Below are 13,129 nucleotides of genomic sequence, written 5' to 3' on the forward strand. Positions count from 1 at the left end.
GTACGACCAAGCCCACGACAACGAGGTTCCGATGGTCTCGCTCATCCCGCAGCCCCTGGACGTCCGCCACGCCGGCGGTCATGTGTCCCTGACCGGCGTCACCGTGCGGGTGCACGGCCTCGACGAGCACGCGGCTGCGGGCCTCGAGGACCTCGTCACCCAGCTCCTGGAGGCGACCCTTCCCGCGGGCGCCGGGAAGCCGGACGTCGGCGCGCCCGCCGACCTGCCCGTCCAGCTGCGCGTCGACCCCTCGGCGGGACCCGACGGGTCCACGAGCGACGAGCGCTACTCGCTCGTCGTCGACGCCGACGGTGCGACGCTCTCCGCCCCGGACGCCGCCGGGCTGCTGCACGCCGCGCAGACCCTGCGCCAGCTCGTCGAGCCCGTCCCGGCGTCCGGCGGCGGTGAGCCGACGGCACGGCTGCCGTTCGTCGTCGTGGTCGACGCGCCCCGCTACCCGTGGCGCGGGCTGTCGGTGGACGTCGCGCGCCACTTCTCCGGCCCGGAGGCGCTGCGCGCCGTCGTCGACGTGCTGAGCGCGTACAAGCTCAACGTGCTGCACCTACACCTCACCGACGACCAGGCCTGGCGGATCGAGTCGCCGTCGCGCCCCGAGCTCGCGAAGCTCTCGTCCGACGGCGACTGCTCGGGCGGGAAGGGCGGTCACCTGTCGCTCGCCGCCTTCCGGGCGCTGCAGGACTACGCGGCGGAGCGCTTCGTGCGCGTCGTGCCCGAGATCGACGTGCCCGGGCACATCAACGCCGCGACGCACGTGTACGGGGAGCTGCGGCCCGACGGCGTGCCCACCGACGCGTACACCGGCATCGAGGTCGGCTTCTCGCGGCTCACGTTCGACCTCCCGGCGACCGAGCCCTTCCTGCGCGACGTCTTCACCGACCTGGCGCACGTGACCGACGGCGAGCACGTGCACTTCGGCGGCGACGAGGTGCTGACGATGGAGCCCGACGAGTACGCGCGGTTCGTCGAGCTATGCGAGCGGATCATCCGCGAGGCCGGCAAGACACCGGTCGCGTGGCAGGAGGCGGCGAAGGCCCCGCTGCGGCCCGGGACGATCGTCCAGTACTGGGACACCCACAAGGCCGACCTGACCTACCTGGCCGACGCCGCACGGGCCGGCGCGCGCGTCCTGCTGTCCCCGGCGAACAAGGTCTACCTCGACATGAAGTACACCGCGGACTTCCCGCTCGGCCAGGAGTGGGCCGGGCTCGTCGAGCTGCGCGACTCCTACGACTGGGAGCCCGAGGGCGTCGTCGAGGGCCTGCCGCCGTCGTCGATCGAGGGCGTCGAGGGCGCCGTGTGGACGGAACGGATCGTCACGACCGACGACCTGTTCACGATGCTCCTGCCGCGCCTGTCCGCGGTGGCCGAGGTCGCGTGGACGACGCCCGAGCGCAAGGACTGGGACGACTTCCGCCGTCGCGTCGCGGTCGAGGCGGCCGCGTGGCGACGCGACGGCCGCGCGTTCCACCCCACGCCGCAGGTCGACTGGTGAGCCGGCCTCGCGGGGTGACCGACGACACCGCCGAGATCGCTCGCTGAGGTCGCGCGGCGCGAGGCACGTTGCGACGATCGATCGGATGACCGTTCCCCGCACCCACCCCGTCCGGGACCCTGCCGGGTCCGCCCGCACCCGTGCCCGACGGCGCGTGCTCGCCCTCGCGGCCGTCCTCGCCGTGGGGACGGGGCTCGCGGCCTGCACGGGCGGCTCGCCCACGGACCCGACCCCGAACGGCAGCGGCACGACGACGGAGGAGCCGACGGCACCGTCTGCACGGGCCGCGACGGTCGAGGGGGTGGCGACGCTGCCCGAGCAGGACCCGGCCGGGCTGACGCTCTCGGCGAGCCGCACGTTCTTCGAGGCCGCGCCGCTCGCCGTGCTCGTGCCGACCGCGTCGGCCGCCGACGCGGCGACGGTCGCCGTGGCCGGCGCCGCGGCGGAGTCCGTCGCGGGCCCGGTGCTCGTCGTGAGCGACGGCGACGGTGGGGAGGGTGTCGCGGAGGAGCTGCGACGCCTGGGCGTCGAGGGGGTGGCGCTCGTCGAGGCCGGACCAGCCCCCGGCACGGAGACGGGCGGGGCGGACGCGCCGGACGCCACGCCGTCGGACACCGGAACGCGCGCCGTCCCGGGTCTCGACGACGTCGTGACGGTGACGGTCGACCCCGCGGCCGTCGCGCCCGACGGCGAGCCGGACGCTGCGGCGCTCGACGCGGCGCTGGCCGACCTGCCCGCGACGGGCGAGCCCGAGACGTCGGCGGGCACCCTCGCGCTGACCGACCGGACCACGACCCCGGCGAGCGCCGTGGCCGGGGCGACCGCCCGCGCGTCGGGCGCCACGGTTCTCGACGTGCCGGGCGGGGACCCGCGCGCGACGTCCGCCACGGTCGAGGGCGTGCACGACGCCCAGGCCGACGGTGCGACGTCGGGCACCGTGGGGCTCGGCCCGTCGTTCGGCACCGCCGAGGACCTCACGTGGCGCGTCGAGACGGCCGCGACGGGCGTCGAGCTGCCCGGTGGCGGACAGATCGCGCTGCCCGGCAAGCGGTACGTCGCGCTGTACGGGTCGCCTGGCGCTCCCGTGCTCGGCGTGCTCGGCGAGCAGGACGTGCCCGCCACGATCGCCCGCGCGCAGGAGCACGCGGCGCAGTACGAGGCGCTGACGGGCGAGCCCGTCGTGCCGACGCTCGAGATCATCACGACCGTCGCGTCCGGCTCGGCCGGCACCGACGGCAACTACTCGAACGAGCGGTCGGCCGACCTCGCCCGGCCCTACGTCGAGGCGGCGCGCGACGCGGGCGTCTACGTCGTGCTGGACTTCCAGCCCGGCCGCACCGACTTCCTCACGCAGGTCCGGGCGTACGAGGACCTGGTCGTCGAGCCGCACGTCGGCGTCGCGCTCGACCCGGAGTGGCGGCTCGGCCCGGACCAGGTGCACCTCGCGCAGATCGGCTCGGTGGGAGTCGACGAGGTGAACGCCGTGGGCGACTACCTCGCCTCCCTGGTCCGCGAGCGCGACCTGCCGCAGAAGATCTTCCTGCTGCACCAGTTCCGGCTCTCGATGATCAGCGAGCGCGAACGGCTCGACACCACCCATCCCGAGCTCGCGACCGTGATCCACGCCGACGGCCAGGGCGGTCAGGAGGCGAAGGCCGCGACGTGGGCGAACCTGCACCGGGACGCGCCGGCCGGGGTGTTCTGGGGGTGGAAGAACTTCTACGACGAGGACGCGCCGATGCTGACGCCCGAGCAGACGTGGGCGGTCCGGCCGACGCCGGACTTCGTCAGCTACCAGTGATCAGATCCAGCTCGGCAGCCACATGTGGAGGTGCCAGAACCAGTACGGCACCTGGATCCCGGTCCAGACCGGGTAGAAGAACACGCTCACGGCGGCGATCGTCGTGAGCAGCACCGTGATGCCGACCCGGACGCGGGAGCGGCCGACGCGCGAGTGCTCCGTCCGTTCGAGCGCGACGGTCAGCACGTACACGAGCGTCAGCACGACCCACGGCGTGAAGGCGATCGAGTAGAACGTGAAGATCGTCCGTTCCGGGTAGGCGAACCACGGCACCCAGCCCGCGACGAGCCCGCTGAGGACCGCGAGCGCGCGCCAGTCCTTGAGCCGCAGCAGCAGGACGACGGCGACGACCACGGCGAGCGCCGCCGTCCACCACAGCACCGGGTTGCCGAGCGACGTGATCGCCCGCGCGCAGCGCTCGACCTCGCAGCCCGCCTCGCCCGCGTCCTGGGACCGCCAGTAGAACGACGTGGGGCGCCACTGCACGATCCAGCCGAGCGGGTGGGCCTCGTACGGGTGCTCGGACGAGAGGCCGGTGTGGAAGTCCCACATCTTCAGGTGGTACTCCCACAGCGAGCGCAGCGCGGGCGGGAGCCACGGCACGCCCTCGCCGGGGTTCTCGAGCGCCCACTGCCGCATGTACGACGCGGGCGTGCGGAACCACGCCGTCCACGTCGCGAGGTAGGCGAGAGCTGCCGTCGGCAGCATCACGAGCGCAGCGGGGATCGCGTCGACGAGGAGCGCGTCCTCCCACCAGCGCCTGATGCCGACCGTGCGGCGCGCCGTCGCGTCCCACAGCACGGAGAGCACGGCGAACACCGCGAGGAAGTACAGGCCCGACCACTTGACGCCGCACGCGAGACCGAGCGACACGGCGGCGGCGAACCGCCACCAGCGCCAGCCGAGCTGCGGCCCGTACCTCCCGAGGCGTCCGCCGGCGTCGAGGACCGCACCGCACCGCTCGGCGAGCCGCCGCCGGGCCTGCTCGCGGTCGAGGAGCAGGCACCCGAACGCGACGAGCACCCAGAGCATGAGCATGTTGTCGAGCAGGCCCGTCCGGGCGTGGACGATCGCCGCGCCGTCGACGGCCATCAGCGAGCCCGCGACGATCCCCATCGCCGTCGACGCGAAGAGGCGGCGCGCGATGCGCGCCACGAGCACCACCGCGATCACGCCCACCACCGCCGACGCGATGCGCCACGACCACGGGTTCTCCGCGCCGCCGAACGCCCTCATCCCGAGCGCGATCATCCACTTGCCGAGCGGCGGGTGGACGACGTAGTCGGCGGTCGGGAGGTACGTGTCGACGTCGCCGGCCTCGAACGCCGGGTTCGGCTCGTCCGGCCAGTCCGCCTCGAACCCGACCCGCAGCAGCGTGTACGCCTGCTTGACGTAGTACGTCTCGTCGAAGATCAGCGTGCCCGGACGGCCCAGGTTCCACAGCCGGAGCACCGCGGCCACGGCCGCCACGATCGCGACGCCGAGCCAGCCCCACAGACGGTCGTGCGCCGTCGCTCCGAGCGCCAGACGACGCGGACCGAGGAGCGCGAGCAGGAGACGGTCCCGGTGGCTCAGGTCCGGGACCTCGTCGGCGGGGTCCGGCGAGGAGTCGCCCGGCACGGACCCGGCGGGCGAGGAGGTGCCGGGCGAGGCGTCGTCGCTGCGTCCCGGGACGTCGTCGGGCAGGGGCGCGAGGGGCGTCGACCCGGGGTGCGCGTCGGCGGGCGGCTGGGACACGCAGGCCATCGTAGGGGGTCGCCCGTGTGGAACCCTGGGCACCATGAGCCCCGCGACCGACCTGCCCGACGCCGCAGCGACACCCCGCGAGGCGGGTCACCTCGTGCTCGCGGGCACGCCGATCGGCAACGCCGAGGACGCGAGCCCGCGCCTGCGTCGTCTGCTCGCCGAGGCCGACGTCGTCGCGGCAGAGGACACGCGACGGCTGCACGGGCTCGCGGGCCGGCTCGGCATCCAGGTCGGCGGGCGTGTCACGAGCTTCCACGAGCACAACGAGTCCGAGCGCGCCGACGACCTGCTCGACGTGGTCGAGGGCGGGGGGACCGTGCTCGTCGTGTCCGACGCCGGGATGCCGAGCGTGTCCGACCCGGGGTTCCGCGTCGTGGCGCGCGCGGTCGAGCGGGGCGTCCCGGTGACCACAGCGCCCGGTCCGAGCGCCGTGCTCACCGCTCTCGCGCTCTCGGGCCTGCCGACCGACCGCTTTTGCTTCGAGGGCTTCCTGCCGCGCAAGGCCGGGGACCGGTCGAGGACCCTCGCGGCGCTCGTCGACGAGCCGCGCACGCTCGTGTTCTTCGAGGCGCCGCACCGCGTCGCGGAGGCGCTCGCGGCGATGGCCGACGCGTTCGGCGCGGACCGGCCGGCCGCCGTCGCGCGCGAGCTGACCAAGACGTACGAGGAGGTGCTGCGCGGGACGCTCGCCGAGCTCGCCGAGCGAGCCGCGGCCGAGCAGCTGCGCGGGGAGATCTGCGTCGTCGTCGGCGGTGCGCCCGCGCGCGGCCCCGTCCCGGTCGCCGAGCTCGTGCCGGCGGTGCTCGCGCGCGTCGACGGCGGGGAGCGGCTCAAGGACGTCGTCGCGGACGTCGCGACGGGCGCAGGGGTGCACAAGCGCGACCTCTACGCCGCGGCGCTCGAGGCCCGCAAGGGGTGAGCGCCGCGGCGTCGGTCAGCGGGTGATCGGCGTGATCAGCCGGCGATGCCCTCGAGGGTGCCGGTGACCGGCTCGAGGTCGCCGTGGTAGACGAGGCACAGCACCTCGCGGTCGTCCTGCGCCCAGCTCGCCTCGGTGGGGTACATGGGCCAGAAGTCGTAGACCGAGTCCTCGTAGGCCAGGCCGACGAAGCCGGCGAACGCCTCGTGGCAGACCTCGTCGGCGGTCTGCAGGACGGTCTCCTCCCCGGGGTAGTCGTCGCCCGGGAGGAGGTGGGAGGAGTAGATCTCGTTGTCGTGCGGCTCGTCGCACGGCACCACGGACACGGTCGCGATCTCCGCGGCCTCCGTGCTCTCGGCCTCGTCCCCGTCGTTCGTGCAGTCGCCGACGGCGAGGCTGAAGACGTCCGCGTCCGTGTCCGCCTCGGTGATGGCGCCGGACTCGTCGCGCACCGGCTCCGAGCGCGGGAGGAGTCCGCACGCGCTCGTGCCGAGCACGGCGAGACCGAGGAGGAGGGCGGCAGGGGTGCGCAGGGCAAAGCGCGGCATGAGGTCGCTCCGTGTGTCGTGGCCGTCGGCACGGTGCGGACGGCAGCACGCCGAAGAGTAGTGGCACGCACCCACGTGCCGGGAGGGCATTTCGATGCCACCCGGGGCGCCTCCCGGGCGGGTGCGCTCAGGCGGCGTCGCTCGCCTCGAGCGTGACGCCGGCTGCCGCGAGCTCCTCGCGCGCCGCCGCGCCGAGCTCGGGCGTCACGGGCACGGTGAGGTCGGTGAGCACCCGGGTGTCGAGGCCGAGCGCGTGGGCGTCGAGCGCCGTCGCGCGGACGCAGTGGGACTCGGCGATGCCGACGACGTCGACCGCCTCGACGCCGGCCTCGCGCAGGAGGTCCGCGAGCGCGTGGCCCGCCACGTCGACACCCTCGAAGCCCGAGTAGGCGGCCTGGTACTCGCCCTTCTTCACGGACACGTCCGGCGCGAGGTCCGCGAGCGCCGGGTGGAGCTCGGCGTTCGCGGAGCCCGCGATGCCGTGCGGCGGCCACGTGTCGACGAAGTCCGGCGCCGGGCTCCAGTGCTCGCCCGGGTCGACGTGCCAGTCCTGGGTGGTGACGACGAGGTCGTACCGGTCGCGGTGGTCGCGCGCGTGGGCGGCGATGCGCTGCGCGACGGCGTTCCCGCCCTCGACCCCCAGCTCGCCGCCCTCGCAGAACGTGGGCTGGACGTCGACGACGATCAGGGCGCGGCGCGGCGCCCGCGTGCTCTCGCTCATGACGTCCACTCTGCCACCGTCCACCGGCGTACGGGACGCCGGGCGCGCCCTCGCGGGTGGTGCCACAGTGGGGGGACGCCCGAGCACCGCGTGGAGGACCCATGACGACCGACCGCCCGATCGGCTACTGGCTCAAGCTCGTGGACCGGCTCATCGACGAGAGCTTCGACGAGGTGTTCCAGCACACCGGTCTCACGCGCCGGCACTGGCAGGTGCTCAACACGATCCGTGACGGCGTGAGCGAGGAGACCGCCGTCGACGGCGTGCTGTCACCCTTCACGGGCGCGGCGGGGGGCGGCCACGCGGCGTCGGTTAGCGCGGAGGTCGAGGACCTCGTGCGCCGGGGGTGGGTGGCGCGGTCCGACGCCGGCCTATCGGTCACGCTCGCCGGGAACCACGCGTACCACGACCTGCTCGACGCGGTGTCGCGGTCGCGCGAGCGCGTCGCCGAGGGCGTCTCGCCCGAGCGGTACGCGACGACGGTGGCGACCCTCCAGCAGATGGCGCGCAACCTCGGGTGGTCGTCCGGCGGGTGACGTGGCCACCGGGCGCGGCTCCGCCCGGCGGGAGCCGGGCGGTCCGGGTCAGCGGGCCGGCGACTCGAGCGCCCACCGGTGGCCGAACGGGTCGACGAGCCAGCCGCGGCGCTCCGCGCCCTGGTCGTCCGGCTCGCGGTCGGGCGTCGCGCCGGCGGCGAGGGCGGCCGCGTACGTGGCGTCGACGTCGTCGACCCCGAGGACGACAGCGACGGTCGAGTGCCCGACCGTCGCGGGGGCGTACGCGCCCACCTCGCGGTACTCGTCGGAGACGAAGAACGTGTCGTCGCCGACCTCGAGCGCGGCGAAGCCGACGCGGCCGTCGTCCTCGACTCAGCGCTCGCCCGTCTCCCGGGCCCCGAACGCGCGGGCGTAGAAGTCGATCGCGGCGGCGGCGTCGTGCACGGTCAGGTAGGGGACCAGCATGGGAGCTCCTCGGTCGGGTGCGAGCCGGGCGTCCTCGGCGACGTCGCGGTCTCGGCTGCCTCTCACCGTAGGGGGCGCGCGACGCGGGCGACAGGGCTGTGCGGGCAGCACGGCGGACGGGGGACAGGCAGGGGCGGGCGTCGTGGACGCCGCGACCGGACCACGGCTCGCGGGCGTACGCTGCCGGGACCCGAGTCCCGCGCACCGCGGGCACCCCGACGAGCAGGAGCACTGCGATGGAGTTCCGCCGGATCCCCGGTCTGCCGCCCTACGTCTTCACGATCATCGACGGGCTCAAGATCGAGGCACGCCGAGCAGGTCGCGACGTCGTGGACCTCGGTTTCGGCAACCCGGACCTGCCCAGCCCGCAGATCGCGGTCGACAAGCTCGCCGAGGCGGCGCAGAACTCCCGCAACCACCGCTACTCCGCGTCTCGCGGCATCCCCAAGCTGCGCGAGGCCGTGGCGGGGCTCTACCAGCGCCGGTTCGGGGTGAGCCTCGACCCGGACACCGAGGTCATCTCGACGATCGGCGCCAAGGAGGGCTTCAGCCACCTCATGTGGGTGCTGTTGCAGCCCGGCGACGTCGCGCTCGTCCCCACGCCGAGCTACCCCATCCACATCTGGGGCCCCTACTTCGCGGGCGCCGACGCCCGCCAGGTCCCCATCGGCGACGGGACCGACGCCGCGGGGTACATCGACCGCATCATCGAGGCGTGGGAGCTGGGCTGGCCCAAGCCGCGCGTCGTCGTGCTGTCGTTCCCGCACAACCCCACGACGACCGTCGCGACCAAGGAGGACCTGCAGCGCCTCGTCGACTGGGCGCGCGACAAGGACGTCGTGCTCGTCCACGACCTCGCCTACGCCGACATGACGTTCGACGGGTTCCGCCCGCCGTCGATCATGGAGTGCGACGGTGCGCGCGAGGTCGCCGTCGAGCTCTACTCGATGACCAAGTCCTTCTCCATGGCGGGCTGGCGCGTCGCGTTCCTCGTGGGCCGCCGCGACGTCGTCGGCGCGCTCGCGAAGCTCAAGAGCTACCTCGACTACGGCACGTTCCAGCCGATCCAGATCGCCGCGACCGTGACGCTCAACGAGGCGACCGAGCACCCGCAGGAGATCTCGTCCGTCTACGAGTCGCGCCGCGACGCCCTCTACGACGGCCTGCAGCGCATCGGCTGGGACATCCACAAGCCCGGCGGCACGATGTTCGCGTGGGCACGCATCCCCGAGCCCTACCGCGACATGGGCTCGATCGAGTTCGCGACCCACCTCGTGGAGGATTGCGACGTCGCCGTCTCCCCGGGCGTCGGCTTCGGCCCGGGCGGCGACGAGTTCGTCCGGTTCGCCCTCATCGAGAACGAGCACCGCATCGGCCAGGCAGTCCGCGGCCTCAAGCGCGGCCTCACCCGCCTCCAGTAGCCCGCACCCGCGCCCAGGGCGTCCACCTGCGGCGCGACGCTCAGGCGGTCGCGGCCGTCGGCGGCGTCTGCCCGCGGCGTCCCTGCCGGTGCCGCTCCACGCGGCGACCCGCGGCGGCGACGGCCCGGTCGTCGACGAGGTCGTACACGACGGTGCCGACCCACACGATGAGCGTCGCCCACACCCACGTCCAGATCCCGTCGATGTCGAACCCGCTCGACGGCGAGAGCAGGGTCGTGACGATCAACGACCCGAGCACGGTCACGAGGCCGAGCGTCCAGGTCCAGCCGTGGACGTGCTTGCCGAGGAGCCGGACCACGAGCGGGCGGAGCAGGGCGATGGTCACGGTGAAGAGCGCGACGGCGACGATCCCCCACAGCCAGCTCATGTGCATGCCGCCGAGCACGAGGTTCGCGACGACGAGGGTGATGCCGTAGGCGATCGCGGCGACGACGAAGCTGAGCACCTTCGGGTGCATGGCGGCCTCCTTCGGGCCCGGGCGTGCGGATCACACCCCTGTGGTTCAGTGTGACGCGCATCACGTGATCCGCGCGACGAGCGTGTGCGGCTCCGCGGCGCCGGGGTCACGATGGTGCCATGCCACCTCGACCCGTGACGACGCACGCACGCCTCGGCGTGGCCGGCGCGGTCCTCGTCGCCCTCCTCGCGGCGTGCACGGGCGAGGGGACGGGTGGGGACACGCCGACGCCGTCGGGCAGCGCGACGGAGACCCGGGCCGAGACGTCGACGCCGCCGGAGCCCCCCGAGAACCCCACGGCGTCCGCGGAGCCCGGGCTCGTCGTCGTGCCCGAGGTCCGGGTCGAGGTCGCCGAGGTCGCGACCGGGCTCGACGCGCCGTGGGGTCTCGCGCCGCTGCCCGACGGGACGCTGCTCGTGTCGCTGCGCGACGAGCGTGCGCTCGTCGTCGTGGACCCGTCGACCGGTGCCGTCGCACCCGTCGGTGGACCCGGGGCGGACGAGCTGCGGGACGGCACGGTGACCGGGGGAGAGGCAGGGCTGCTCGGCGTCGCCGTCGGGCCGGCCGACGGCGACGCGCCGGGCGAGGTGTTCGTCCACCGCACGGCCCAGGGCGGGAACGAGGTGCTGCGCGGGACGCTCTCGGGCGGCGAGCTGTCGGCGCTGACCCCGGTCGTGCAGGGGATCCCCGCCGCGAGCACGCACGACGGCGGTCGGCTCGCGTTCGGTCCGGACGGGTACCTCTACGTCGCGACGGGGGACGCCCAGCAGCGCGGCACGTCCCAGGACCCTGCGTCGCTCGCGGGCAAGATCCTGCGCGTGACCGTGGACGGCGCTCCCGCTCCCGGCAACCCCGATCCGGCGTCGCCCGTCTGGAGCCTGGGTCACCGCAACGTGCAGGGCCTGGCGTGGGACGCGACGGGACGGATGCTCGCGAGCGAGTTCGGTCAGGACACGTTCGACGAGCTCAACGTCGTCGAGCCGGGCGCGAACTACGGCTGGCCGGACGTCGAGGGGACGGGCGGTGCCGGGGCCGGGTTCGTCGACCCGGTGACGACGTGGGCGACCGACGACGCGTCGCCGAGCGGTCTCGCGGCCACGCGCGAGGGCGCGTACCTCGCCGGGCTGCGCGGCGAGACGCTGTGGCGCGTCCCGTTCGCGTCGCCCGACGGCGGGGCGTCGCCCGACGCGTTCGGCGCGCCCCAGGCCGTGCTCACCGACCTCGGTCGGCTGCGGACGGTGGTCGTGGACCCCGCCACCCCGCAGGGGGACGACGGCAGCGCGGTGCTCTACGTGCTGACGAACAACACGGACGGGCGGGGCGAGCCGCGCGACGGCGACGACCGCCTGCTCCGCGTGCGCATCTCGCCGGTGGGGTGAGCGAGATCGACCCGCGCTTCGCGGTCCGGTGACGGCGGCGCGGGCGGCGCGGTGGCCTGCCGGTTTGGTCTTCGATAACGAATCGGTTACGGTCGAGTGTCCCGTCGTGCGGTCGACCCCTCCTGGGTGTATGCGGCCAGACCGGGACGCGGCCGTCCCTCGCCTTGTCCGCGAGCGACGACGCCGGAGGACCGCCGGATCGGCGGGTCGACCTCGGTGACGCCCGTGCCACGGCACGCCGGTGCCCGAGAACGCGCAGCCAGCGCTCCGTCGACCGCCCGTGCCCGGGACCCCTGACGACTGGACCTTCAGTGCACAACCTCTTCCGCCTGCGCACGAGCGCGCCCGCGAACCCGACCGACCCGACCGAGACCCCGAGCACCCCGCCCTCGCACGAGAGCGCGCAGAGCTCGCGCACGGCGCTGCGCACGGCCCGCACGCTGCGCGTGACGCGCCGCCGCCGCTGGGCGACGATCTCCGCCGTCACCGCCGTGACCCTCGTCGGGTCTGGCGCCGTCGCCTACGGCGAGGCCCAGAAGACCGTGACGCTCGACGTCGACGGCGAGACCCGGACGGTCACGACCGTCGCCGGGTCCGTGCAGGGAGCGCTCGACGCCGCCGGCGTCGACGTCGGCTCACGCGACCTCGTCGCCCCCGATGCCGACGCGTCCCTCGAGGACGGCGCCGAGGTGGTCGTCCGCCTCGGCAAGCAGGTGACCGTCCAGACCGACGGCGAGGAGTCCGACGTCTGGCTCACCGCGCTCGACGCCGACGAGGCGCTCGAGACCCTCGCAGCGCGCGGTGGCGACGTCCGGCTCGTCGCGTCCCGCTCGGGCGACCGTGCCGCCCTCGACCTCGACCTCGACACCGACGGACCGGTGAACGTCGTCGCCGACGGGAAGACCACGGTCGCGCCCGACGGCGGCGTCGGCGTCGACGCCCTCCTCGCCGACCGGGACATCGAGCTCGGCGAGCTCGACCGCGTGAGCGTGCAGCGCGTGGCCCCTGCCGCGGAGAGCGCGGACACCACCGACGCCGCGGCGACGCGTGAGGCCGCCGAGACGCCGGCGGTGTCGCTCGTCGTGCAGCGCGTCGTCGTCGAGCGCCAGGAGAAGACCACGCCCGTCGCGCACGAGACCGTCGAGAAGACCGACTCCGCGCGCTACAGCGACGACCCCGTCGTCGTCGAGCAGGAGGGTCGTGACGGTGTCACGACCACGGTGACCGACGTCACGCTCGTCGACGGTGAGGAGTGGCTGCGCGAGCCCGTGTCGGAGGAGGTCACCACGGCCCCCGTCGAGGCGGTCGTCGTCCGGGGCACCAAGGAGCGCCCGAAGGACCCGCGCACCATCGGCCAGCAGATGGCGGCCGAGCGCGGCTGGACCGGCTCGCAGTGGCAGTGCCTCGAGCAGCTGTGGACCAAGGAGTCCAACTGGAACCCGTCGGCGGACAACCCGACGTCGAGCGCCTACGGCATCCCGCAGTCCCTCCCCGGCTCGAAGATGGCGAGCAAGGGCGCCGACTGGGCCACCAACCCCGCGACGCAGATCGCGTGGGGCCTCGACTACATCGCCGGCTCGTACGGCACCCCGTGCGGCGCCTGGTCGCACTCGCAGGCCGTCAACTGGTACTGAGCCGACG

12 protein-coding genes are annotated in these 13,129 nt (G+C 74.3%); 7 read left to right on the forward strand and 5 right to left on the reverse strand.

Going from position 1 to position 13,129, the window contains the following annotated elements; translation table 11 throughout:
- Window positions 1–31 precede the first annotated feature (31 nt).
- Together ACZCLJ_RS18185 and ACZCLJ_RS18190 are read left to right on the forward strand one after the other, a co-directional pair.
- Window positions 32–1,513, forward strand: coding sequence for a family 20 glycosylhydrolase (locus tag ACZCLJ_RS18185; RefSeq protein WP_463104784.1), 1,482 nt, complete (start codon window positions 32–34; stop codon window positions 1,511–1,513).
- 85 nt (window positions 1,514–1,598) lie between these two features.
- Window positions 1,599–3,314 (forward strand): hypothetical protein, encoded by a 1,716-nt coding sequence (locus tag ACZCLJ_RS18190; protein WP_463104785.1) that lies wholly within the window; start codon window positions 1,599–1,601, stop codon window positions 3,312–3,314.
- Here the strand turns inward: ACZCLJ_RS18190 and ACZCLJ_RS18195 are convergent, their stop codons facing one another.
- The gene (locus ACZCLJ_RS18195; RefSeq protein WP_463104786.1) at window positions 3,315–5,060 is read right to left on the reverse strand and encodes a dolichyl-phosphate-mannose--protein mannosyltransferase; all 1,746 of its coding nucleotides are present in this window, start codon (window positions 5,058–5,060) and stop codon (window positions 3,315–3,317) included.
- A 34-nt stretch (window positions 5,061–5,094) separates the two neighbouring features.
- On the opposite strand from ACZCLJ_RS18195, the gene rsmI reads away from it, so the two are divergent.
- Window positions 5,095–5,979 (forward strand): 16S rRNA (cytidine(1402)-2'-O)-methyltransferase, encoded by an 885-nt coding sequence (rsmI, locus tag ACZCLJ_RS18200; protein WP_463104787.1) that lies wholly within the window; start codon window positions 5,095–5,097, stop codon window positions 5,977–5,979.
- A 35-nt stretch (window positions 5,980–6,014) separates the two neighbouring features.
- Here the strand turns inward: rsmI and ACZCLJ_RS18205 are convergent, their stop codons facing one another.
- Both ACZCLJ_RS18205 and ACZCLJ_RS18210 read right to left on the reverse strand, forming a co-directional pair.
- Window positions 6,015–6,527: a septum formation family protein gene (locus ACZCLJ_RS18205; RefSeq protein WP_463104788.1), complete on the reverse strand. Its 513-nt coding sequence runs from the start codon at window positions 6,525–6,527 to the stop codon at window positions 6,015–6,017.
- Window positions 6,528–6,654: 127 nt separating this feature from the next.
- A complete protein-coding gene (locus ACZCLJ_RS18210; protein WP_463104789.1) occupies window positions 6,655–7,248 on the reverse strand; it encodes an isochorismatase family protein in 594 nt (197 codons plus the stop codon).
- 101 nt (window positions 7,249–7,349) lie between these two features.
- Here ACZCLJ_RS18210 and ACZCLJ_RS18215 point away from each other — a divergent pair, with 101 nt between their 5' ends.
- Window positions 7,350–7,784: a MarR family winged helix-turn-helix transcriptional regulator gene (locus ACZCLJ_RS18215; RefSeq protein WP_251150519.1), complete on the forward strand. Its 435-nt coding sequence runs from the start codon at window positions 7,350–7,352 to the stop codon at window positions 7,782–7,784.
- A gap of 48 nt (window positions 7,785–7,832) precedes the next feature.
- Here ACZCLJ_RS18215 and ACZCLJ_RS18220 read toward each other — a convergent pair whose 3' ends face one another.
- Window positions 7,833–8,036, reverse strand: coding sequence for a VOC family protein (locus tag ACZCLJ_RS18220; protein ID WP_463104790.1), 204 nt, complete (start codon window positions 8,034–8,036; stop codon window positions 7,833–7,835).
- A 410-nt stretch (window positions 8,037–8,446) separates the two neighbouring features.
- Here ACZCLJ_RS18220 and ACZCLJ_RS18225 point away from each other — a divergent pair, with 410 nt between their 5' ends.
- On the forward strand, window positions 8,447–9,631 hold the full coding sequence (locus ACZCLJ_RS18225; RefSeq protein ID WP_463104791.1) for an aminotransferase class I/II-fold pyridoxal phosphate-dependent enzyme: 1,185 nt from the start codon (window positions 8,447–8,449) through the stop codon (window positions 9,629–9,631).
- 40 nt (window positions 9,632–9,671) lie between these two features.
- Here ACZCLJ_RS18225 and ACZCLJ_RS18230 read toward each other — a convergent pair whose 3' ends face one another.
- Window positions 9,672–10,109, reverse strand: a complete 438-nt coding sequence (locus ACZCLJ_RS18230) for a hypothetical protein (protein WP_251150516.1) — start codon at window positions 10,107–10,109, stop codon at window positions 9,672–9,674.
- Between the two features lie 119 nt (window positions 10,110–10,228).
- Between ACZCLJ_RS18230 and ACZCLJ_RS18235 the strand changes: the two genes are divergently transcribed.
- Window positions 10,229–11,488 (forward strand): PQQ-dependent sugar dehydrogenase, encoded by a 1,260-nt coding sequence (locus ACZCLJ_RS18235; RefSeq protein ID WP_463104792.1) that lies wholly within the window; start codon window positions 10,229–10,231, stop codon window positions 11,486–11,488.
- A gap of 311 nt (window positions 11,489–11,799) precedes the next feature.
- On the forward strand, window positions 11,800–13,122 hold the full coding sequence (locus tag ACZCLJ_RS18240; protein ID WP_463104793.1) for an aggregation-promoting factor C-terminal-like domain-containing protein: 1,323 nt from the start codon (window positions 11,800–11,802) through the stop codon (window positions 13,120–13,122).
- The last annotated feature ends 7 nt before the right edge of the window (window positions 13,123–13,129 follow it).

This window comes from Cellulosimicrobium sp. So1_17, assembly GCF_055181235.1.

What these genes read in the sequence shown, in the direction of transcription:
- ACZCLJ_RS18195 (WP_463104786.1), bottom strand. Translation starts at nt 5,060, where the DNA reads ATGGCCTGCGTGTCCCAGCCGCCCGCCGACGCGCACCCCGGGTCGACG.
- ACZCLJ_RS18210 (WP_463104789.1), bottom strand. Translation starts at nt 7,248, where the DNA reads ATGAGCGAGAGCACGCGGGCGCCGCGCCGCGCCCTGATCGTCGTCGAC.
- ACZCLJ_RS18205 (WP_463104788.1), bottom strand. Translation starts at nt 6,527, where the DNA reads ATGCCGCGCTTTGCCCTGCGCACCCCTGCCGCCCTCCTCCTCGGTCTC.
- ACZCLJ_RS18185 (WP_463104784.1), top strand. Translation starts at nt 32, where the DNA reads ATGGTCTCGCTCATCCCGCAGCCCCTGGACGTCCGCCACGCCGGCGGT.
- ACZCLJ_RS18235 (WP_463104792.1), top strand. Translation starts at nt 10,229, where the DNA reads ATGCCACCTCGACCCGTGACGACGCACGCACGCCTCGGCGTGGCCGGC.
- ACZCLJ_RS18215 (WP_251150519.1), top strand. Translation starts at nt 7,350, where the DNA reads ATGACGACCGACCGCCCGATCGGCTACTGGCTCAAGCTCGTGGACCGG.
- rsmI (WP_463104787.1), top strand. Translation starts at nt 5,095, where the DNA reads ATGAGCCCCGCGACCGACCTGCCCGACGCCGCAGCGACACCCCGCGAG.
- ACZCLJ_RS18225 (WP_463104791.1), top strand. Translation starts at nt 8,447, where the DNA reads ATGGAGTTCCGCCGGATCCCCGGTCTGCCGCCCTACGTCTTCACGATC.
- ACZCLJ_RS18230 (WP_251150516.1), bottom strand. Translation starts at nt 10,109, where the DNA reads ATGCACCCGAAGGTGCTCAGCTTCGTCGTCGCCGCGATCGCCTACGGC.
- ACZCLJ_RS18190 (WP_463104785.1), top strand. Translation starts at nt 1,599, where the DNA reads ATGACCGTTCCCCGCACCCACCCCGTCCGGGACCCTGCCGGGTCCGCC.